This window comes from Lysinibacillus sphaericus (genome assembly GCF_005217585.1).
In the GTDB taxonomy this organism is placed as follows: Bacteria; Bacillota; Bacilli; order Bacillales_A; family Planococcaceae; genus Lysinibacillus; species Lysinibacillus sphaericus.
Window position 1 is genome coordinate 148,149 of the sequence record NZ_SZPT01000001.1, and the last position, 23,271, is coordinate 171,419.

Consider the following 23,271-nt stretch of genomic DNA (forward strand, 5'->3'; position numbering starts at 1 on the left):
AATGAGAAAAACAAAAATCGTATGTACAATTGGTCCAGCAAGTGAGTCACCGGAAGTTTTAGAGAAACTAATTGAGGCAGGTATGAATGTAGCCCGCTTAAATTTTTCACATGGTTCACATGAAGAACATGAAGTGCGCATTAATTTAATTCGTGAAGTTGCAGATAAGTTAGGAAAACCAGTAGGGATTTTGCTCGACACAAAAGGACCTGAAATTCGCACGCATAATATGCAAAATGGAGAACTGCATTTAACAGCAGGACAAGTAATCGATATTTCGATGACGGAAGTAGAAGGAACAGAGGCAAGCTTCTCTGTTACGTATGACCGACTAATTGAAGACGTAGAACAAAACTCCATTATTTTATTGGATGATGGGTTAATTCAATTACGTGTGTTAGCAACAGATACGGAAAAAGGGCTTATCCACACAATAGTAGAAAATGCTGGGGTCTTAAAAAATAAAAAAGGTGTTAACGTCCCTGGCGTTTCAGTGCAATTACCAGGTATTACTGAAAAAGATGCACAAGATATATTATTTGGTATTAAGCAAGGTGTCGATTTTATTGCCGCTTCATTCGTTCGTCGAGCGAAAGATGTATTAGAAATTCGTGAATTACTTGAGCAAAATGGTGGTAGTCATATTCAAATTATCCCGAAAATCGAGAACCAAGAAGGTGTCGATAATATTGACGAAATCATTTTAGTATCAGATGGATTAATGGTAGCACGTGGTGACCTTGGTGTAGAAATTCCAGCCGAAGAGGTACCTTTAGTTCAAAAGAAATTAATTCTAAAATGTAACCAAGTTGGTAAACCAGTTATTACAGCTACTCAAATGTTAGACTCAATGCAACGTAATCCTCGTCCAACACGTGCTGAAGCAAGTGACGTTGCGAACGCCATTATTGATGGAACGGATGCGATTATGCTATCTGGTGAAACAGCAGCAGGAATTTACCCAGTGGAATCTGTACAAACGATGAATAAAATTGCACAGCGCACTGAAAACTCATTGGATTATAAAGCAATCGTTTCGACACGTAGTCGTGAAAAAGAAGCGAATATGACAGAGGCTATTTCTCAGGCAGTAGCTTATACTTCGATAAACTTAGGCGTAAAAGCGGTATTGGCACCAACGGAAAGCGGAAATACAGCGAGAATGATTGCAAAATATCGTCCTGGTGTACCAATTGTTGCTGTTACGGGCTCTGCAAATACAGCCAATACACTAACGCTTGTATGGGGTGTCTATCCGGTAGTATGTCAACGTGTTACAACGACAGACGAAATTTTAGAGCTGGCAGTAGACGAAAGTTTAAAACATGGCTATGTTACGCATGGTGATGCAGTTGTTATTACGGCTGGAGTTCCTGTTGGTGAAGCAGGTACTACAAACTTAATGAAAGTTCACATTATTGGTGATTTACTGGCGCGTGGTCAAGGAATCGGCAAAGCATCAGTAATCGGTAAGACAGTTGTAGCAAAAAATGCAGCAGAGGCATTAGCATATGACACAGATGGCTGCATTTTAGTAACATTAGGTTCGGATCGCGATATGATGCCAGCGATTGAAAATTGCATCGGCCTTATTACAGAGGAAGGCGGACTGACTAGTCATGCTGCTGTTGTAGGGCTAAGCCTTGGTATCCCTGTAATCGTCGGCGTAAAAGAAGCAACAACATTAATTCGCCACGGTCAGGAAATAACAATGGATGCTGAAACAGGTGTTATTTATAAAGGACATGCAAGTGTACTTTAATAAATAATAACAAGGCTCTAGTAGGGGGAACCGTACTAGAGCCTTTTACATAACAAGTGAAAAATAGTATTTACATGTATTTGTTTTTTAGATGAAACTTATTGGGCTATAATAACGTATAGAAGGTATAGCTTTTTCAATAGAAAGGAGAAAAATATGAAAAAATTTTTTCTTAGTTTTGTTGTATATGCATTAGCCGAACTGGCGTTATTAATAGTTATTGGTCAAAATATTGGCGTTTTCAATACATTATTACTTGTTGTCGCAACGACAATTATTGGTATTTATATAGCGAAAAATAAAGGTATTAATTCCGTGAAAAACGTAAAACATATGGTAGCACGAGGAGAAGCTCCGGGACCTGCATTAGTCGATGCCATGTTGAATTTTAGTGGCGGTGTACTTTTAGCACTACCAGGTTTTATAACAGATGTTATCGGGTTGTTATTGCTGTTACCAATAACACGAAAATTATTCCAACCGCTCGTATTTTACTGGATGCGTAAAAAAATGAAAAAAGGACAATTTATCATTGTTCAAAAATAGATTTTTCTTTCAGTTTAACAGCTAAAAATAAAAATAATGGGCTTAGTAAAATACCATAAAAGCCGAATAATAAAATGGAGGCAGCACTGATGAAAAATGTGTGAAATGTTCGTAATTGCAGTGTATTCGACCAAAGCATAGATTCAGCTAGCTGCCTTGTAAGTTGGACAAACAAATACAATAGTAAAATGGCAACACATAAAAAGGTATTACCATTAAAATAAAAGTAAATGCTCATTGGGACAAGAAAAACACCAATGCCGAAAAAAGGTAGTACATCTGCAAAAGCAACAATAAATGCTTTCGTAATAGCTTGGTCAAATTGGAACATCATAAAGCCTGCACAAAGAATGAGCAGTGTAATCGTAAATAACTGAAATTCCACGAATACAAAGTAATGAAACAGTTGCATAACTTTGGAAAAATGAGATTGCCATTCATGTCTATATTTTTTCGGGACATATTGGAAAAACCAATAACGAGATTTCCTTGTTTCTAATAATGCAAAATAATATGCAACAAGAAAGATAAAAACTTCAATGACGTGCTTCATAAATATTTGAAATAAATTTGCTGTATAAACGACGATTGAATCAAAAATAGACAGTGATTTCTCCTGTAAAAACTGCATGAAAATGGATTCATATTCAGTGAATAATGGGAAGTTTTGGAGTGTGTCTCGTATTTCTGGAAAGATGAGTATAATGCTGTTTATTGATATAATAATGAGGAGAACAATGCAAGAAAGTATCAATATTTCAACGATAATTGCAGCAATCCAATAAGCGATTTTACAGTACTTATGAAGAAAATTTATTATAGGATATGTGGTAAATGATAAAAATATAGCAAGAGACACAGGTAATACGAACCAAAGAATTACTAAATAGAAAATAAACCAGAAAATATTAATAGTTCTTTCGTATGAAAAATATTTAATATTCCTCATTTTTACAAAATCACCCCGATTCAAATGAAAAAATATTGTCAAAATATACAAAACACCCTCTTTAGTACGCATATATAGTCGCTCGTCCGACTTTTTCTTTATTTAAAGGATTTTCATTCACAAAGCTGTCAAAAATGATTATAATAGCAATGTAAGCGATTTACTTAATGGTTCATGTGAGCAAAAAACGTAAATGCTATGTTTGAAAAAGCGTTTACAATAAAAATTATTAGTATGAGGGAGCGATAATTTATGTCAGCAACAAAAGGTTTAGAAGGTATCGTAGCAGCGGAATCTAAAATCAGTTCAATTATCGATGACACACTTACATATGTTGGTTACAACATTGATGATTTAGCAGACAACGCATCATTTGAAGAGGTTATTTACCTACTATGGCACACTCGTTTACCTAAAGCGGACGAGCTTGCTGAGTTAAAACAACAATTAGCAGACAACATGTCTATTCCACAAGCAATTGTAGACCAATTCAAAACGTACCCACTTTCAACTGTACATCCAATGGCTGCACTTCGTACGGCAGTATCTTTACTTGGTGTATTCGATGAAGAAGCGGATGTGATGGATCCAGAAGCTAACTACCGTAAAGCTATCCGTCTACAAGCTAAAATTGCAACAGTTGTGACTGCATTTGCACGTGTACGTAAAGGCTTAGAGCCAATCCAACCAAAAGCAGAGCTTAGCTATGCAGCAAACTTCCTATATATGTTAAAAGGCGAAGAGCCAGCAGCAATCGAAGTAGAAGCGTTCGATAAAGCATTAGTATTACATGCTGACCACGAATTAAATGCCTCTACATTTACAGCACGTGTATGTGTAGCTACATTATCAGATGTTTATTCTGGCGTAACTGCAGCTATCGGTGCATTAAAAGGACCACTTCATGGCGGTGCAAATGAGCAAGTTATGAAGATGTTAACTGAAATTGGTTCACTTGAAAACGTTGAATCTTACATTCAAAATAAATTAGACAACAAAGAAAAAATCATGGGCTTCGGTCACCGCGTATACCGCAAAGGCGACCCACGTGCACCACACTTACGTGTAATGTCACAAAAGCTAACTGAACTAACTGGTAAACCAGAACTTTATCAAATGTCAGTTAAAATCCATGACATGATCGTTGAACAAAAGAAATTACCTGCTAACGTAGACTTCTTCTCTGCATCAGTGTACGATTCTTTAGGTATCGATCATGACTTATTCACACCAATTTTTGCAGTTTCACGTACTTCTGGTTGGGTAGCACATATTCTTGAACAATATGCTAACAACCGCCTAATCCGTCCACGTGCAGAGTATGTTGGACCAGGCATGCAAAAATATGTTCCAATCAGCGAGCGCTAATTTGGAATTTATGCTAGAATATTTGGGACTGTGTTACCTATAACACAGTCCTATGATTATGAATTTAGGAGGCAACATCAATGTCAAACAAAATTGTAGTTGAAAACGGCGTACTTAATGTACCAAACAACCCAGTAATCCCATTCATCGAAGGTGATGGAATCGGTCCAGATATTTGGGCAGCAGCATCTCGCGTAATTGACGCAGCTGTAGAAAAAGCTTATAACGGCGAAAAGAAAATCGAATGGTTAGAAGTTTTAGCTGGTGAAAAAGCATTCAACCAAACAGGTGAATGGTTACCACAAGATACTTTAGACAAAATTAACGAATACCTAATTGCAATCAAAGGTCCTCTTACTACACCAATCGGTGGTGGTATCCGCTCTCTAAACGTAGCATTACGTCAACAACTTGATTTATATGTTTGCTTACGTCCAGTACGTCACTTTGACGGAGTACCTTCTCCAGTTAAACGTCCAGAAGACGTTGATATGGTTATCTTCCGCGAAAACACAGAAGACATCTACGCAGGTATCGAATTCGAATCAGGCTCTGAACAAGCTCAAAAAATCATCAACTTCCTACAAACTGAATTTGGTGTTAACCAAATCCGTTTCCCAGAAACTTCAGGTATCGGTGTAAAACCTGTATCTAAAGAAGGTACTGAGCGTTTAGTACGTTCTGCTATCGAATATGCAATTAAACATAACCGTCCTTCTGTGACTTTAGTTCACAAAGGAAACATCATGAAATTCACTGAAGGTGGATTCAAAAAATGGGGTTATGAATTAGCTGAAACTGAATTTGCTGATCAAACATTCACTTGGAACCAATATGATGCAATCAAAGCTGACCAAGGTGAAGAAGCAGCAAACAAAGCACAAGCTGAAGCTTTAGCAGCTGGTAAAATCTTAGTAAAAGATTCAATCGCTGATATCTTCTTACAACAAATTTTAACTCGTCCAACTGAGTTTGATGTAGTAGCTACAATGAACTTAAATGGTGACTATATTTCTGATGCATTAGCTGCTCAAGTTGGTGGTATCGGTATCGCTCCAGGCGCGAACATTAACTACGTAACTGGTCACGCGATCTTTGAAGCTACTCACGGTACAGCTCCAAAATATGCTGGCTTAGATAAAGTTAACCCATCTTCAGTATTACTTTCAGGTGTATTAATGCTTGAACACTTAGGATGGCAAGAAGCGGCTGATCTAATCACTAAATCTGTAGAGAATACAATCTCTTCAAAAGTTGTAACTTATGACTTCGCTCGTTTAATGGACGGCGCTACAGAAGTGAAATGTTCAGAATTCGCTAACGAACTAATTAAAAACCTATAATTTTTACGAAATAGCGTAAAAATGATCATTGTAACAATCCGGAATGTGTCAACAGACGTTTGTTTCATGTAAAATTGGTTTGCTACAGTAATATTAGTACCTGGTTTAATCGAGGGAGAGAGAATTTATTCTCCTCCCTTTTTTAGCATATATCCTAAAATAAAAGGAGCGTATTCAAATGACTTTGAAACGTAAAAAAATCTCAGTAATCGGTGGCGGATTCACCGGCGCAACTGCAGCTTTTTTAGCAGCACAAAAAGAACTTGGCGATGTTGTATTAGTCGATATCCCACAAGCTGAAAATCCAACAAAGGGTAAAGCTTTAGATATGTGGGAAGCTGCGCCAATACAAGGTTTTGATTCTTTTGTAAAAGGTACTTCTAACTATGCAGATACTGCTGATTCTGATGTAGTCATCATTACTGCAGGTGTCGCACGTAAACCTGGCATGAGCCGTGACGACTTAGTTCAAATCAACCAAGGCGTTATGAAAACTGTTTCAAAAGAAATCGCTGCTCATTCACCAAACGCAACCATTCTCGTATTGACAAATCCTGTTGATGCGATGACTTACACAGTATTTAAAGAAACGGGCTTTCCAAAAAACCGTGTAATCGGACAATCAGGTGTACTTGATACCGCTCGATTCTGTGCTTTTGTAGCTGAAGAGCTAAACATCTCTGTAAAAGACATTACTGGTTTTGTATTAGGTGGTCATGGTGATACAATGGTACCACTTACTCGTTATTCTTTTGCTGGTGGTATTCCTTTAGAAACTTTAATCGCTCCAGAACGTTTAGCAGCAATTGTAGATCGCACGCGCAATGGTGGTGCAGAAATCGTCAACTTACTTGGTAACGGTTCCGCATACTATGCTCCAGCAGCTGCACTTGTTGAAATGGCTGAAGCAATCATTAAAGACCAAAAGCGTATACTTCCATCTATCGCCTACCTAGAAGGTGAATATGGTTACAATGATATTTATTTAGGAGTACCAACATTACTTGGTGCAAACGGTATTGAAAAAATCTTTGAACTGGCATTAACGGATGAAGAAAAAGCTGCATTAGATAATTCTGCTGACGCTGTCAAAGCAGTTATGAAAGTTTTAGCTTAATCAAAGTTTATGAAATCGAGTAAGATTCATTCTTACTCGATTTTTTTTATGCAGAAAAATATTAAAAAAAGCCACTTTTGTACTTTATACTATGCCTAGTTATAAAATGGTTATTCTGCTTTTCGTTGTACTTTTAGAATAAAATTGATACTATGAAGGTAGTATGATAGAAAAGGGGTTGGCGTATCTTTGCTTCAAAAGAACAGTAAGCTTGGTCTCACTATTGATGAAATTACAGTTGGCGAGAAAATTCATATTACTGAAAAAATAGAAGATAAGGATTTATTGCTTTATTTAGGACTTACAAATGATAGTAATCCATTATATATTCAACATGAATATGCAGCGATGACGCCTTTTAAAAAGCCAATTGTACCAACTATTATGTTAAATGGCATAATTACGTCAGCTGTCTCAAAGTATATACCTGGACCAGGAGCGCGTATTATCGAACAACATTTAACGTATTTAGGACCACTCTATCATTATGAATTATTTGATACGTTTTTAGAGGTAACAGCAGTCAATAAAGTACAGAATACTATTACTGTATCTGTGCTCTCCTATAATGAACAAAAGCAGCTTGTAATTGAAGGTACATTGCTGGTGACACCACCACTGGCATTATAGCGAGCGTCTTAAGATTTGAAATGGGGGTTTCAAATCACTAACGGAGGCAATATACATGACAAAGACAATTTTAGTTGTAGAAGATGAGTTTTCTATTGCGACCTTATTAAAATATAATTTAGAACAGGCTGGCTATTTAGTTGAGACGGCAGCCGATGGTTTAGAAGGGCTAAATAGAGCCATGGAAATTCAGCCCGATTTAATCCTTTTGGACTTAATGCTTCCAAAGTTAGATGGTATGGAAGTTTGTAAGCAAATTCGTCAACAACGAATGAATACACCGATTATTATGTTAACAGCAAAAGATGATGAATTCGATAAAGTACTTGGTTTGGAATTAGGGGCTGACGATTATATGACAAAGCCTTTTAGTCCACGTGAAGTATTAGCACGTGTTAAAGCGGTTTTAAGACGCTTTACACAAAATGTTGTGATTGAGGATAAGGATGCATCTCAAGAAAAAATGTACGAATTTGGACAATTACGCGTATTTCCTGAGCGTTTTGAAGTATTTTTACAAGAGGAAGCACTGGAATTTACACCGAAAGAATTTGAGTTGCTTATTTATTTACTCGAAAACAAAAACCGTGTCTTAACGCGTGATCAGCTTTTAAGTGCTGTCTGGAAGTATGATTTTGCAGGCGATACTCGTATTGTAGATGTGCACATTAGTCACCTCCGCGATAAAATTGAAGAAAATAGTCGTAAACCGATGTTTATTAAAACAATTCGTGGTCTTGGCTATAAATTTGAGGAGCCGAAAACTTCATGAAATCAATGAGTAACCGCTTATTCTTGACATTCATGCTCTCACTCGGAACGATTCTAGCTGTCCTAATGATTGTTATAGGTCAGCTTTTTCCTGTTTATGTAGAACAATACAAAGAGCAGGCGAGCTCATCAAGTCAAGAAGCAATCGAAAAAGTACTAGAGGAACGTCAAATTACTTTATCTGAGGAAGATAAAAAAGCATTAGTTGCATCTCAAACAATCGAAATAAAGGACTCGCTCTTGTCATACGTGCGTGCCCGTCTGTATGGTGTTTTAGCAATATTATTTACGATTACGCTGCTATTAATAGCCGTTGTAAGTCGTTACATGATTGTGAATTTCACCGCACCGATTGATAATGTAACCGAAACGGCACTTGAATTAGCAAAAGGAAATTACCGTGCTCGTGCACACGAGAATGAGCAGGAACGCATGATGCCTCTTAGTCATTCCATCAATATTTTAGCGCGTAATTTACAGGATATTACGACGATTCGTGAAGTAGAAGAAGAAAGGCTAAAAACGTTAATTGAAAACATGGGCAGCTCACTTATGATGATTGGACGTGAGGGGAATATTTCAATCGTCAATCGCGTGTTTTTAGAGCGCTTTGGTATGCAACTTGAGGATGTACAAGGAAAAGTTTTTCGTACGATTGGCTTACCGAAAACGCTTGAGCAATTTATAGACCATGTATTTTTAACAGAAATGCCCTATCGCCAACAAATAAAAATGGAAGTACAGCAGGAGTTATATAATAAAGAAGTGTACGGTGCTCCTGTTATTGGCGACCACGGACGTTGGCTAGGCGTTGTCATTGTTATGCATGATATAACAGAGCTTGTACGCTTAGAGCAAATACGGAAAGACTTTGTAGCCAATGTATCACACGAACTGCGTACGCCGATTACATCCATTAAAGGCTTTTCTGAAACACTGCTTGATGGTGCATACAAGGATGAAAAGATGCTGCTGTCTTTTTTAGAAATTATGCATAAAGAGAGCAATCGTCTTCAAATGCTCATCCAAGATTTATTAGAGTTATCTAAAATCGAGCAACATGGTTTCACGGTAAATATTATGCCTATGGGCTTGCAGGATGTACTGATACGTGGAGCAGAATTAACAGGGCCACGACTCGATGAAAAAAATATGAGCTTTCATGTGGATATTGCTCGTGATGTGGAAGTAATGGGGGATGCAAATCGCGTTATTCAAATTGTAACGAATTTAATCACAAACGCCATCACCTATTCACCTGAAGATACAACCGTCACGATTCGCTTGAAGGAAAATGATATGTATGGAATTATTGAAATTGAAGATGAAGGTATAGGGATTGAAAAGCATGAAATTGCACGTGTCTTTGAACGTTTTTATCGTGTCGATCGTGCACGTAGTAGAAATTCGGGTGGAACCGGTTTAGGGCTAGCCATTGTTAAGCATTTAGTGGAGGCACATCATGGGCGAATTCAGGTAGAAAGTAAAGTAGGGGTTGGCACAAAAATGATTGTAATGATTCCTAAAAAATTAACAAATTCTTTACAATAATTATATGTAGGATTCAAAATAGAGGGCTATACTGTTTTATAGAAACCCCCTATTTTGTGAAGACGAAAATAATGAAGAAAAAATCTTGATAACTTGTATGAAGATTTTTATGGTTGCTACTTTAGCTTTCGCCACAGAAGAATCTATTTCCAAATTTATTTTGGGGATAGATTTTTTCTGTTTTACACGTAGTAGATTTAGGTGTAAAGTATAGTAGCATAAAAAATTGAGAGAAGGTTGACCATGAAAATCGTCAAAAGTTTCGTGCAAATTGGCTATCTTTATATAATATTATTTATTGGGAATAGCATTGCTCGTTTACTTCACTTGCCGATTCCCGGTAGTATAATTGGACTTATTTTATTATTTTTAATGTTACAGTTTCATCTTATTAAATTAGAATGGATTGAGTTAGGCGCAGGGTTATTACTTAGTGAATTGTTATTATTTTTCATACCTTCCGCGATAGGTATCATTGATTATGATGCATTATTCGGTATACAAGGCGTGAAAGTAATACTTGTTATTTCAGTCAGTGCATTTGTAGTAATGTTAGTGACGGGTTATACTGCGCAGTGGTTAGAGAGAAAGAAGGGTGATGCTGCATGAACATAGTGATTGCTGTCATCAGTTTATTAGGGACCATTGTGATTTTTTATGCTTGCAAAGCGCTCTATCAAAAGTTTCGTAAAGAATGGCTTACGCCAATTTTGATTAGCCCGTTAGTTATTATTTTATTGTTGCTAGTAACTGGTACATCCTATGAATCTTATAATGCAGGGGCTGATATTTTATCGAATTTATTAGGGCCTGCAACCGTTGCATTTGCTGTACCGATTTATAAAAATTTTGATCTATTAAAAAAACATGCATTTGAAATTGTCCTTAGCATTGCAATCGGATCAGCCGTTGCAATCGCTTCTTCCTTTATTATAGCGTTAGTAGTTGGGCTAAATGATGAGCTAGTTCATAGCTTAGTGCCACGGTCTGTCACAACGCCTATTGCGATGGATATTTCCAATATGATAGGTGGCTCACCTACGCTTACTGCGGTTTTTGTTATGACAACGGGTATTTTAGCTAGCCTACTTGCACCAATCGTGATGCGGATATGTCGTTTCCAAAAGCCATCTGCAAGAGGGTTGATGCTTGGCATGGGTGCGCATGGAACGGGTACGTCAAAAGCATTTGAATTAGGGGAACTAGAAGGTACTTTTGCTAGTTTAGCGATGATTGTAGCTGCCCTAATAAGCATCGTGTTGTCAGCTACATTTTTCCCAGTGTTAGAATATTTCGTTATGAATATCCTGTTACCTTCATGGTGACGGGATATTTTTTTTGTAATTGTATGTGTGCCAGTCACTCAAACAATTTATCTAATTTTCCTTTATGAAATTATTTTGAATCTTTTTATGAAATATCCCGTATACAATAGTACTAAGCATAAGGGAGGAACAGACATGAGTGTGAAAAGGACACTAATGATGGTAGGGCTTGGGATTTTCGGCATTGTAGCACTAATCGCTGTATTTACTTCATGGTACACAGTCGATGAATCGGAGCAAGCAGTTGTCATCACGTTTGGCCGTGCTGATGAAACGGTAACAAATCCAGGTTTACATTTTAAATTGCCTTGGCCTGTACAATCCGTTGAGATTTTGTCAAGAGAAACATTTAGTTTACAGTTTGGCTATAAGCAAAATAAAGAAGGTGAATTGGAAGCTTATGATGCTGAAACGAAAATGATTACAGGTGATGAATATATTGTTTTAACAGATCTTGTAGTGCAATGGAAAATTACAGATCCTAGCAAATACTTATTTAATGCACAAAATCCAGAAGAAATATTACATAGCGCTACATCGAGCGCCATTCGCTCAATCATTGGTAGTTCAACAATTGATGCTGCGTTAACAGATGGAAAAGCAGATATTGAAGCCGAAACAAGAGAATTGCTTGTTTCACTTATAGATAAATATGATATTGGGATTGGCGTATTAGGTGTCAAATTACAGGATGTAGAATTACCGAATGCGGAAGTACGTGCGGCATTTACTGCAGTAACAGATGCACGCGAGATGAAAAATACAAAAACGAATGAAGCGCAAAAATATAAAAACCAACGAATTAGCGAAGCTGAAGGGGAAAAGGACGCCATCATTTCAAAAGCAAATGGTGCGAAAACAGCTCGTATTGAGCAAGCTCATGGGGATGTCGCAGTCTTTAATAAAATGTATGAACAATATAAAGGTAACCAACAAATTACGCGAGAACGTTTAATTTTAGAAACGCTCGAAAATGTTCTTCCGAAGGCACAAATTTATATTATGAATGATGATGGTAGTACGATGAAGTATTTGCCATTACAAGCATTACAACCAACAGCACAACAGGAGCCAAAAGAACAGCAGGCACCAACAGATAAAAAAGAAGGGAGCGGTAATTAATGGACCAGAAAAATAAAGATCTTGAAAAATTTCTAAATTTTTTATCAGGGAAATCAAAAAATACTGCTCCAAGTGATGGAGACAATGTTATTAAGATGTCAAAAAAGGGTCCGTTGAATCCTAAAAAATACATTTCTCTTGTTGTCACATTAACTGTTGTTTTTGCTATTGCCATTATTCTTTTTGCTAATGTATATATCGTAAAAGAATCTGAATATGCTGTTGTTCGACAATTTGGGGAAGTAGTAAAATTTGAACGTGATCCAGGGCTTAAAATGAAAGTACCATTTATTCAAAGTGTAACAACGCTACCCAAAAATCAAATGACCTATAATATTTCAGAGGAAGAGATTAATACAAAGGACAAAAAACGTATCATTATTGATAATTATGCAGTATGGCGCATTACAGACCCGAAAGCACTAATCTCCAATGCGGGTACGCTGACGAAGGCAGAATCTAGAATGGAGGAGTTTATTTATTCTGTCATTCGAACAGAGCTTGGTCAACTTAAATACGATGAAATCATTAATGATGAAAATTCCTCTCGAGGTAGTTTAAATGATCGTGTAACAGCACGTGTGAATGAATTATTGCTAAACGATAAATACGGAATTGAAGTAGTAGATGTACGTATCCGTCGAACGGATTTGCCAGCAGAAAATGAGCAGTCTGTATTTACGCGTATGGTTTCAGAACGACAATCAACTGCACAACTATATTTATCAGAAGGTGATGCGGATAAACGCCGTATCGAAGCACAAACAGATAGAGAAGTGCAAGAAATGCTAGCAACAGCCAATAAAGAAGCAGCATTGATACAAGCGGAAGGAGAAGCGGAGGCAGCGAAAATTTACAATAGCTCCTTCTCTAAAGACCCGGAATTTTATTCGCTCTACCGTACGTTAGAATCATATAAGAAAACAGTTGGTGAGGATACGGTGATTATCTTGCCGTCTACTTCACCGTATGCAAAAGTGTTATCAGGCTATATAAAGTAATACTGGAATCCTTGCAGGGGTTAATAAAGAATATACTAAATATAATAGATAGTACTAGTTGTTAGGAGCTAAGCGGTGACTTCTGCTCAGAACGCACACAGTGTAAGACGCGGGCATTCCGCGTGTTAGCGAGGGTTGCGGGTTACTGTGCTGAGCGGAAAGTACCGCTGAAGTGGACAATAACGGCGCAGCAAAAAAGTGTTAGATTGACGACAATCAATCTAACACTTTTTCTCTTTTGACCTTGTAGTAATGCTAGTATCCAAACTATGAAATTAATTCTAACAAATAATTGGTTGTGTTATAGACTGCTATTTTCTGATAAAATGATGTTGTTTAGAAATGATAGATGGGGGTAATAGCTGTGAAACTAACCATTAGCACGTGGCTCCAAAACTTAGGGATTGCTTGTAGCATCGCATCGTTTTTTACACTTTTCTTTCGTATATCTGATTTTGCTTGGATGACGAACAGTGTTTATCATATACCGGTATTTTTTGTTATTTTATTTTTATTAGGATTAGTCATTGCAGAGGATGTACGCAAAGCTTCTAAAAAAATATTTTGGTACGAGAAACGGCAAGAGAAACGCCCAATTTGGCAGGTGGGCATTGGTTTTATTTTCTTCCTCGCGCAAATCGGCGTAGTCATGGTGTTTAGTGCAGGACTAACACAGTTAAAACTAGGCGGTATGCCGCTATTTTTTGTTATTGCTTTTATGAATGCTTTCATGATGACAGTTATTTATGAGGAAATTTTCTTTCGTAAAGAAAGAGCTAAAAATGTTAGTCAATAAGAGTAGAGTCGATTGCATGTGCAATTGACTTTTTTTATGGATTTAACGGAAAATACCATGGAATGTTGCGTGATTTTAATTTTTCAACTGATCTGCGTCCCTATGATTGGTAAAAAGTCTGTTTTCCCGATAAAGTAGAGGAAAGAGGCATTTTCAAACATACGTTTTCGTTTTACAATGAAAAGAACGACGACTTCAGGAGGAAATAAGATGACTAAGGAAAAATTACTATTACTAGACGGTAATAGTTTAGCTTACCGCGCTTTTTTTGCATTGCCACTGCTGACAAATGATAGCGGTATTCATACCAATGCAGTGTACGGCTTTACAACGATGTTGCAACGAATTTTGGAGGAAGAACAACCGACGAAGATGCTCGTTGCTTTCGATGCAGGTAAAACGACATTTCGTCACGATACATTTACGGAATATAAAGGTGGCCGTCAAAAAACGCCACCAGAACTTTCAGAGCAGTTTCCTTATATTCGCAAACTGATTGATGCTTATGGAATTAAACGCTATGAACTAGACATGTACGAAGCGGACGATATTATTGGCACATTGGCAAAAGAAGCAGCAGGACAAGATATGGAAGTAATTATTGTGTCAGGAGACCGTGACCTTACCCAGCTCGCAACGGATAAGGTAACAGTGTATATTACGAAAAAGGGCATTACGGAAATCGAAAAAAACACACCTGCATTTATCGAAGAAAAGTATGGCTTAACACCTCTTCAAATTATAGATATGAAAGGTTTAATGGGGGATGCCTCTGATAATATTCCTGGAGTACCTGGTGTTGGCGAAAAAACGGCTGTTAAATTGTTAAAAGAGCATGGCTCAGTTGAGGCACTGTATGAAGCAATGGATACGTTAAAGGCTTCCAAGATGAAAGAAAAGCTTGTTGCCAATGAAGAGCAGGCATTAATGAGTAAAAAGCTTGCTACAATTTTTACTGAAGCACCGATTGATTTAACGTTAAATGACCTTGCTTATGGTGGACCTAACGAAGAAGAACTAATTAGTGTGTGGCAGGAGCTCGGCTTCAAATCACTACTAGATAAAAGTAATTTTACTGTGGAAGAACACCAACAGGCACCATTTGCTTTTGACATTGTACAAGAAGTGAAGCCAGAGCACTTAAAGGACGTTATGGCGATACATGTAGAGTTAGAAGATGAGCATTATCATACTTGTCAGCCACTAGGTATTGCTTTAACGGATGGCACAGCGACGATTTATGTGCCATTTGAAGTGGCTTCTACATCTGATTTGCTACGTCGATGGTTAGAAGACGCTACGAAGATTAAATATATAACAGATACGAAGGCAGCACAGGCGGCTTTAAAGCGTGTAGGTATTCGTTTAGCAGGGGTGGAGTTTGACCTATTGCTTGCATCCTATATTAATAACCCTGCACTTAGCGGTGATGATGTGGCAACACTTGCAAAAGATTTAGGCTATCGAGAAGTACAAGCAAATGAGACGGTCTATGGTAAAGGAGCAAAACGTGCTATACCAGCAAGTGATGTACTAGCTGAACATGTTAGTCGTAAAGCGTTTGCTGTGTGGACATTACAACCTAAACTAGAGGCATTGTTAAAGGAAAATGAACAGTTTGAACTGTATAAAAACTTAGAACTACCACTTGCGTCGATTTTAAGTGAAATGGAAAGTGAAGGGATTACAGTAAATCGTGCCACACTTGAAACGATGGGGCAGGAGCTAAATAATAAATTAGTAGTGATTGAGCAGGAAATTTATGCGGAAGCGGGCGAAGCATTCAATATAAATTCACCAAAGCAATTAGGCGTTATCCTTTTTGACAAGCTAGGTTTACCAGTGATTAAAAAAACGAAAACAGGTTATTCCACAGCAGCAGATGTGTTGGAAAAATTAAAGCCAGAGCATGCCATTATCGAGCATATTTTACTGTACCGTCAGCTCGGTAAGTTACAATCAACGTATATTGAAGGCTTGCTAAAAGAAATCCATAAAGAAGACGGAAAAGTACACACACGCTTCCAACAGGCATTGACGTCAACAGGTCGCCTAAGCTCAACGGACCCTAACCTACAAAACATTCCAATTCGTTTAGAGGAAGGGCGAAAAATTCGTCAGGCATTTGTGCCATCGCAAGAAGATTGGATTCTTTTCTCTGCGGATTACTCTCAAATTGAGTTGCGTGTACTTGCTCATATGTCAGAGGATAAAAACTTAGTGGAAGCTTTCCGTGAAGGCATGGATGTTCATACACGTACCGCGATGGATGTTTTCCATGTAACCGCAGAAGAAGTTGATAGCAACATGCGTAGAGCTGCCAAGGCAGTTAACTTCGGTATCGTGTATGGCATTAGTGATTATGGATTATCACAAAATTTAGATATCACACGTAAGGAAGCAGCCGTTTTTATTGAGAAATATTTTGCCAGCTTCCCTGGTGTAAAAAACTATATGGATGAGATTGTCCAAGATGCAAAATTTAATGGTTTTGTCACAACGTTATTGAATCGTCGTCGTTATTTACCAGATATCACGAGTTCGAATTTCAATCTACGAAGCTTTGCAGAGCGCACAGCGATGAATACGCCGATTCAAGGAAGCGCGGCAGATATTATTAAAAAAGCAATGATTGATATGGATGCTCGCTTGAAAAAGGAAAACATGCAAGCAAAACTTCTTTTACAGGTGCACGATGAATTAATTTTTGAAGCGCCTAGAGAAGAAATTGCCTTGCTCGAAAAAATTGTACCAGAGGTTATGGAAAATGCCATTGAGTTGATTGTTCCATTGAAAGTGGACTTCAACTATGGGGCAACTTGGTACGAAGCAAAGTAAGGAGGGGTAAAATGCCTGAATTACCAGAGGTAGAAGGTGTCGTGCAGGCATTAAAGCCGGAAGTTGAAGGTCGCACAATTAAGCAGGTTCAACTGTCAGAAATTGTCCGCTTTTCTTATGATGAAGGAAAGCAATGTATCGTTAAGCAAGCTGAGCCCGATGCATTTGAAATGGCATTATCTCAAATGACGATTACGAAGATTGAGCGCCGTGCTAAATATATATTTTTTCATTTGGTGAAAGAAGATGTGTCCTATGTATTAGTCAGTCATTTAGGCATGACAGGTGCATGGTTTATCGTCAACACGCCTGAAGAAATCAATGAAGAAAAATTTAAAAAGCATATTCATGCAACTTTTCAAATGGCAGATGGTGGCTATTTAATTTATTCAGATATTCGCCGTTTTGGTGAGTTGCGATTTTTAACGAAAATTGAAGATCATGCGCCACTGACAAAAATGGCGCCTGAACCGTTTGATGAGATAGCATGTGATTATTTTATAGCCAAATCCATGCTACCGAAATACGAGAAAAAGGCTGTTAAAGAAGTCATTATGGACGGACAAGTGATTTCGGGCTGTGGCAATATATATGCGACAGAAGCATTATTTGCTCAAAAAATTCACCCAGCCCGCAAAATGAACCGCATAAGTGAAAAACGAAAACGTGCACTTTTTGGGGCAATTGTTGACGTCCTGCGTCAAAGTATTGAAGCGGGAGGTTCAACGATTTCGGATTATCGTAATATTAATGGCGAGGCAGGAAGCATGCAAAATCGATTACAAATGTACGGTAAAAAGATATGCCCAGTGTGTGGAACAGGGACGAGTCAAATGACAATTGGTGGACGTACATCTGTATATTGTCCAAATTGTCAACATTAAAGGGGAATTTACTATGATTATCGGACTAACAGGAAGTATTGCAAGTGGTAAAAGCACAGTCGCCAAAATGATGACAGCGCTTGGATTACCGATTGTCGATGCAGATGTTGTAGCACGTGATGTTGTGGAACCAGGAACGGAGACGTTGGCACTTATTGTCCAAAATTTCGGTGCAGACATTTTACTTGAAGATGGCAACTTAAATCGTCCAAAGCTTGGTGATATTATTTTTCATGAGCCGGCGAAACGCAAAATTTTAAATGATATTATGCATCCTGCTATTCGTCAGGAAATGTTACGCCAACGCGATGCATATATAGAGGCTGGACAAAAGCATGTCGTGATGGATATTCCATTACTGTTTGAAAGTAAATTGGAGCATTTTGTAGAGCGAATACTTGTTGTTTCAGTTAGTGAAGAGGTGCAACTTCGACGATTAATGGAGCGCAATCAATTATCAAAGGAAGATGCGCTAGCTCGTATGCATTCACAGTTACCCATGTCTGTGAAAGAAAAAAGTGCACATGCGGTGATTTACAACAATGAAAATTTACAACAAACAGAAGAGCAGTTAAAGAAAATTCTGACGCATTGGGGCGTACTTTAGTCAAAAAGCGCAACGTTAATTACTACACAGAGAAGCTCCAAAAAGATGCAGGGACATAACTAGAAAAATTTAAGGAACAGAGGAAAGGTGTTCATACATTTTTGCTATATGGAGAACTTAGCTAACTTAGCTATTCTTGCTTTTGCAATAAATAAAAATTTAGAAGGGTTCACTAGTTGTTGGTATCGGAAAGCACCGCCAAAGCGGACAACAACGGCGCAGCAAAAAGTGTTAGATTGATGGCAGTCAATCTAACACTTTTTCTCTTTTGTCCCAGCCTCTTTGTCTTAGGCTAGTTGGCGTGCTCGCCCATAGAAGAAATCAACCAGTATGTAGCCAAAGGCATTCTAGGCACAGCAATTATTGCTGTGCATTTTTTTGTTTATAAGCGTAATAATAAGCATGAAGTACTGAATTTTTTTATTTCAAAAAAGGTGCTATTTTTCAGAAAATAAGAACTTTTTTATTATGGATATATAATGTTCATCTTTTTTAAAATTGTGTTATACTAATTAGCATAAAGTATATAATGAATATGAGTATGCACTCACAGGAGGATTTTATAATGACAGTATCAGTTGCTATTAACGGTTTCGGACGTATCGGACGTATGGTTTTCCGCCAAGCGATCGTACAGGAAGGTTTAAATATTGTTGCAATTAACGCAAGCTACCCAGCGGAAACGTTAGCACATTTGATTAAGTATGACACAAATCACGGAACATTCGAAGGTACGGTTGAACCAGCAGACGATGCTTTAATTGTAAATGGTAAACGTGTCCAAATTATTAGCGAACGTGATCCATTAAAATTACCATGGGCTACAATGGGCGTGGATATTGTAATTGAAGCAACTGGTAAATTCAATGATCGTGAGAAAGCAGCAATGCACCTTGAAGCAGGCGCAAAGAAAGTAATTTTAACAGCTCCAGGTAAAAACGAAGATGTTACAATTGTTTTAGGTGTAAATGATGAAAAGCTTGATGTTGAAAAACATGATGTTATTTCAAATGCTTCTTGTACAACAAACTGCTTAGCACCGGTTGCAAAAGTGTTAAATGATACTTTTGGTATCGAAAGCGGTTTAATGACAACAGTTCACGCATATACAAATGACCAAAAAAACTTAGATAACCCACATAAAGATTTACGTCGTGCGCGCGGTTGTGCACAATCGATTATTCCAACATCTACAGGTGCTGCAAAAGCATTAAAATTAGTGTTACCAGAATTAGAAGGCAAAATTCACGGTATGGCACTTCGCGTTCCAACACCAAACGTATCACTAGTTGACCTTGTTGTAGATTTAAATACAGATGTGACAGTTGATTCAGTTAATGCTGCATTTGTCAAAGCAGCAACAGAAGGGCCGATGAAAGGTATTTTAAACTTCTCAATTGAGCCGCTTGTATCTGCTGATTACAATACAACAACATACTCATCTACAGTTGATGGACTTTCAACAATGGTGATGGGTAACCGTAAAGTAAAAGTACTTGCTTGGTACGATAATGAGTGGGGCTATTCTGCACGTGTTGTAGACCTAGTGCAAAAAGTTGCAAAAGCGCTAGAAACAGTTAACGCATAATGAACGCTATTGGCACATTGAAATCTTATGGTTTCAATGTGCTTTTTTTTTGCAAGTTAGGATGTAAAGCAAATTGTTTGAGTGCCTGGCACCAAATGAACTTTTCTTATTTGTAGGAAATTTGTTATAATACAAATATCAAATTGTTGTGGAATCAGGAGAGTAAAAATATGAGATGTCCTTCTTGCCAATTTAACGGAACACGCGTAGTGGATTCGAGGCCAGTAGATGATAATAAAGAAATTCGTAGACGTCGTGAATGTGAGTCATGTGGCTTTCGTTTTACAACGTTTGAAAAAATTGAAGAAACACCGTTAGTCGTTGTGAAAAAAGAAGGCTCACGGGAAGAGTTTAGCCGCGAGAAGGTGCTGCGTGGTCTTATTCGTGCTTGTGAAAAACGTCCGGTTGCTTTAGATGTTTTAGAGGGACTTGTTCTATCTATTGAAAAAGACCTTCGCCGTATTGGGAACGCTGAGGTACGATCAGAGGATGTAGGAGAAATGGTGATGGATCGTTTGGCAAAAATTGATGAGGTGGCCTATGTTCGATTTGCCTCGGTTTATCGTCAGTTTAAGGATATCAATGTATTTATTGAGGAAATAAAAGAAATTATTCAACGTCAAACAGAGCAAAAATCTTAGGAAAACAGAGAGGGTGAATGACGTTGATTCATTTGTATAAAGAATTGCAGCCCGCAGATACTTTTGACATTCGTCTACCTCATGCGCTTTCCACGATGGAACGTCAATTAGTAACATTATTTTATCAACCTCTAACGGGTGCTGAACCAATCAGTCTTTATTTAACACTATGGGCTGAAGCAGAGCAAATGCCAAAACAGCAAATGAATCATTATTATTTAATGAATGTGCTAGGACTACCAATCGGTAAAGTGTTCGAAGCACGTATTGCACTTGAAGCAATCGGTTTGTTACGTACTTGGAAAAAAGAAGAGGCAGAACAGCGAAGCTTTTTATATGAGCTTATGCGCCCACTTGATGCAGATAGTTTTATGAAAGATCCTTTATTATCAATGTTTTTGTTTAGTAAAATCGGAGAGCAGGCGTATCGGAAATTGCGCCAACGTTTTATTCAGCCTATAAGGGGTACAGAATATAAAGATGTATCACGCGCCTTTATGGATGTTTTTAAACCGGTTAATACCAATATTCCTACCGATTTGCAGGGTGGCATTGATAGCAAAGAAAATGCACAAAAGGTCTACCCGTTTTATTTTGAGCAATTTGATTTTGAGTTGCTACAGGCAGGTTTATCTGACCAGTTAGTACCCGCAAATTTGCTGACGCTTGAAGTGCGCGAAACAATTGCCAAATTAGCATTCCTCTATCATTTAACGGCATTGGATATGCAAAAGGTTGTTATTTTAGCGCTTGATGATGAGTTAGGTATTTCACAAGAACGATTACGAAAAGCGGCAGCCGATTTTTATAAGCTTACTGTTTCAAAAGAGCCACCAAAGCTTGCCAAAGTATATGCTCCACCGGTTGAGGAAGATGCTGTTCAAAAAACAAAAGATCAGGAGTTGCAACATTATTTAGAGTCAACACCTCCTGTCCAAGTGTTGCGAGATATTAATAACGGTAAAGAGCCATTGCAAACATCTGTACAATTAGCTGAGAGCTTAATCGTGCAACATGGGATGCCGGTAGGCGTGGTTAATGCACTACTTGAATATGTCATGCTATCTACGGATATGAAGCTACCTAAAAAGTATGTGGAAACCATTGCCGATCACTGGGTGCGAAAAAACATTAAGACGGCGAAGGAAGCAATGGAACTTGCACGTCAAGAACATGATAAATATACAACGTGGAAAAATAAACCACAGGCACCAGCTAAAAATAATAATCAGTATGTCAAAGGACGAGCAAATAATCAGCGTAAGGAAAAAGTACCTGAATGGTTTTATAAACGCAATGAGCAACCAGACGAGAGCGCTTCTTCAAGTACGATGGATTTTGAAAAAGAGCGCCAAAAAATATTAGAAATGCTTGGAAAAAGCGATAAGTAAAGTAGGTGAACGGTAATCGAACCAATTAATAAAGCATTAAAAAGAGCCATTAATGTACCATCATTTCAAGAGCGATATGAGGCGATGAGGCGAGAGATTTTAGAACACCCTCGTGTGCAGGCCTTTTTAGCAGAACACGCAGAAGAATTAAGCTACGATGCTGTTGAGCGCAATTTACCAAAGCTACATGAATTTATTAGTCAATCGACAGTGTGCTGTGGTTGTGATCATACAGCGCATTGCACCAATTATTTAAAAGGTTTTATTCCGACATTACGGGTTGTACGCAATACGGTTGAAATTGATTACGTGCGCTGTGAACAAAAGGTACGTGAGGATGAACGTCGGGATGTTGCCAATATGATTGCTAGTATGCATATGCCAAAAGATGTGTTACAAGCGACAATCCAAGATTTAATGATTGATGATGAATCACGTGTGCTTATCGCGCAACGGGCGGCACAATTTGTTAAGAAAACAGAGGAAACAGGGCAGTTGCCAACGAAAGGCTTTTATTTATATGGGAAGTTTGGTGTAGGGAAATCCTTTGTGCTTGGTGCACTTGCGAATGAATTGGCTTCCAAAAAAATTCGTTCCGTGGTCGTTTTCGTACCCGAATTTTTACGTGAAATGAAAAATGCAATCGGTGATAATACGCTAAATGAAAAAATAGATTATGTGAAAAAAGCGCCGGTATTAATGCTTGATGATTTAGGGGCAGAAACAATGTCAGCTTGGACACGCGATGAAATTTTAGGGACAATCTTCCATTATCGAATGGCAGAACAATTGCCAACATTCATTACCTCTAATTTTAACTATGATGAATTAGAGCATCACTTAGCGCAGTCTCAAAAAGGGGATATTGAGGTCGTAAAAGCAGGCCGTATTATGGAACGTGTGAGAGCTTTGACGGAGCCTATAGAAATGCGTGGCAAAAATCGACGTTTATAACATTGACAGTTGCATTTTATGACAATCGAGCGTATACTGTCTCATATACTATATAGCACAATGCAATGATGAGGACATGAATTTTGT

The 23,271-nt window shown here is 37.9% G+C and carries 21 protein-coding genes; 20 read left to right on the top strand and 1 reads right to left on the bottom strand.

What is annotated here, in order from left to right:
- The first annotated feature begins 1 nt into the window (after position 1).
- Together pyk and FC748_RS00655 are read left to right on the top strand one after the other, a co-directional pair.
- Positions 2 to 1,762 carry a pyruvate kinase gene (gene pyk / locus FC748_RS00650; RefSeq protein WP_069513748.1) on the top strand — a complete coding sequence of 587 codons (1,761 nt, stop codon included), beginning with the start codon at positions 2 to 4 and terminating at the stop codon, positions 1,760 to 1,762.
- A 156-nt stretch (positions 1,763 to 1,918) separates the two neighbouring features.
- Positions 1,919 to 2,308: an FxsA family protein gene (locus tag FC748_RS00655; protein ID WP_024363804.1), complete on the top strand. Its 390-nt coding sequence runs from the start codon at positions 1,919 to 1,921 to the stop codon at positions 2,306 to 2,308.
- On the opposite strand, the gene FC748_RS00660 is transcribed toward FC748_RS00655, so the two are convergent.
- On the bottom strand, positions 2,292 to 3,329 hold the full coding sequence (locus tag FC748_RS00660; RefSeq protein ID WP_309501205.1) for an AI-2E family transporter: 1,038 nt from the start codon (positions 3,327 to 3,329) through the stop codon (positions 2,292 to 2,294). The two genes, FC748_RS00655 and FC748_RS00660, sit on opposite strands and share 17 nt — an antisense overlap.
- A 180-nt stretch (positions 3,330 to 3,509) precedes the next feature.
- Here FC748_RS00660 and citZ point away from each other — a divergent pair, with 180 nt between their 5' ends.
- From citZ to dnaI, 18 genes are all read left to right on the top strand, one after another.
- Positions 3,510 to 4,625: a citrate synthase gene (gene citZ / locus FC748_RS00665; RefSeq protein ID WP_024363806.1), complete on the top strand. Its 1,116-nt coding sequence runs from the start codon at positions 3,510 to 3,512 to the stop codon at positions 4,623 to 4,625.
- 80 nt (positions 4,626 to 4,705) lie between these two features.
- Positions 4,706 to 5,968, top strand: a complete 1,263-nt coding sequence (gene icd / locus FC748_RS00670; protein WP_024363807.1) for an NADP-dependent isocitrate dehydrogenase — start codon at positions 4,706 to 4,708, stop codon at positions 5,966 to 5,968.
- Positions 5,969 to 6,146: 178 nt separating this feature from the next.
- Positions 6,147 to 7,085: a malate dehydrogenase gene (gene mdh, locus FC748_RS00675; protein WP_024363808.1), complete on the top strand. Its 939-nt coding sequence runs from the start codon at positions 6,147 to 6,149 to the stop codon at positions 7,083 to 7,085.
- A 189-nt stretch (positions 7,086 to 7,274) separates the two neighbouring features.
- Positions 7,275 to 7,715 carry a MaoC/PaaZ C-terminal domain-containing protein gene (locus tag FC748_RS00680; RefSeq protein WP_024363809.1) on the top strand — a complete coding sequence of 147 codons (441 nt, stop codon included), beginning with the start codon at positions 7,275 to 7,277 and terminating at the stop codon, positions 7,713 to 7,715.
- A 55-nt stretch (positions 7,716 to 7,770) separates the two neighbouring features.
- Complete coding sequence (locus tag FC748_RS00685; RefSeq protein WP_024363810.1) at positions 7,771 to 8,487, top strand: response regulator transcription factor; 717 nt, start codon at positions 7,771 to 7,773, stop codon at positions 8,485 to 8,487.
- The gene (gene pnpS, locus FC748_RS00690) at positions 8,484 to 10,037 is read left to right on the top strand and encodes a two-component system histidine kinase PnpS (protein WP_025220303.1); all 1,554 of its coding nucleotides are present in this window, start codon (positions 8,484 to 8,486) and stop codon (positions 10,035 to 10,037) included. The genes FC748_RS00685 and pnpS overlap by 4 nt, the downstream gene beginning before the upstream one ends.
- A 243-nt stretch (positions 10,038 to 10,280) precedes the next feature.
- Positions 10,281 to 10,646 (top strand): CidA/LrgA family holin-like protein, encoded by a 366-nt coding sequence (locus FC748_RS00695; protein WP_024363812.1) that lies wholly within the window; start codon positions 10,281 to 10,283, stop codon positions 10,644 to 10,646.
- Complete coding sequence (locus FC748_RS00700) at positions 10,643 to 11,362, top strand: LrgB family protein (RefSeq protein WP_108029951.1); 720 nt, start codon at positions 10,643 to 10,645, stop codon at positions 11,360 to 11,362. The genes FC748_RS00695 and FC748_RS00700 overlap by 4 nt, the downstream gene beginning before the upstream one ends.
- Positions 11,363 to 11,497: 135 nt before the next feature.
- A complete protein-coding gene (hflK, locus tag FC748_RS00705; protein WP_108029950.1) occupies positions 11,498 to 12,484 on the top strand; it encodes an FtsH protease activity modulator HflK in 987 nt (328 codons plus the stop codon).
- Positions 12,484 to 13,485: a protease modulator HflC gene (hflC, locus tag FC748_RS00710; protein WP_024363815.1), complete on the top strand. Its 1,002-nt coding sequence runs from the start codon at positions 12,484 to 12,486 to the stop codon at positions 13,483 to 13,485. Before hflK ends, hflC begins: the two co-directional genes overlap by 1 nt.
- A gap of 364 nt (positions 13,486 to 13,849) precedes the next feature.
- Positions 13,850 to 14,281 (top strand): hypothetical protein, encoded by a 432-nt coding sequence (locus FC748_RS00715; protein WP_025220300.1) that lies wholly within the window; start codon positions 13,850 to 13,852, stop codon positions 14,279 to 14,281.
- 210 nt (positions 14,282 to 14,491) lie between these two features.
- The gene (gene polA, locus FC748_RS00720) at positions 14,492 to 17,119 is read left to right on the top strand and encodes a DNA polymerase I (RefSeq protein ID WP_108029949.1); all 2,628 of its coding nucleotides are present in this window, start codon (positions 14,492 to 14,494) and stop codon (positions 17,117 to 17,119) included.
- An 11-nt stretch (positions 17,120 to 17,130) separates the two neighbouring features.
- On the top strand, positions 17,131 to 18,003 hold the full coding sequence (mutM, locus tag FC748_RS00725; RefSeq protein ID WP_024363818.1) for a bifunctional DNA-formamidopyrimidine glycosylase/DNA-(apurinic or apyrimidinic site) lyase: 873 nt from the start codon (positions 17,131 to 17,133) through the stop codon (positions 18,001 to 18,003).
- Between the two features lie 13 nt (positions 18,004 to 18,016).
- A complete protein-coding gene (gene coaE / locus FC748_RS00730; protein WP_024363819.1) occupies positions 18,017 to 18,610 on the top strand; it encodes a dephospho-CoA kinase in 594 nt (197 codons plus the stop codon).
- A 565-nt stretch (positions 18,611 to 19,175) separates the two neighbouring features.
- Positions 19,176 to 20,198, top strand: coding sequence for a glyceraldehyde-3-phosphate dehydrogenase (locus FC748_RS00735; protein ID WP_025220297.1), 1,023 nt, complete (start codon positions 19,176 to 19,178; stop codon positions 20,196 to 20,198).
- A 170-nt stretch (positions 20,199 to 20,368) separates the two neighbouring features.
- Positions 20,369 to 20,839: a transcriptional regulator NrdR gene (gene nrdR, locus FC748_RS00740; protein ID WP_024363821.1), complete on the top strand. Its 471-nt coding sequence runs from the start codon at positions 20,369 to 20,371 to the stop codon at positions 20,837 to 20,839.
- Between the two features lie 17 nt (positions 20,840 to 20,856).
- Positions 20,857 to 22,230 (top strand): replication initiation and membrane attachment family protein, encoded by a 1,374-nt coding sequence (locus FC748_RS00745; protein WP_038509878.1) that lies wholly within the window; start codon positions 20,857 to 20,859, stop codon positions 22,228 to 22,230.
- 24 nt (positions 22,231 to 22,254) lie between these two features.
- Complete coding sequence (dnaI, locus tag FC748_RS00750) at positions 22,255 to 23,184, top strand: primosomal protein DnaI (RefSeq protein ID WP_255313727.1); 930 nt, start codon at positions 22,255 to 22,257, stop codon at positions 23,182 to 23,184.
- Positions 23,185 to 23,271 lie beyond the last annotated feature (87 nt).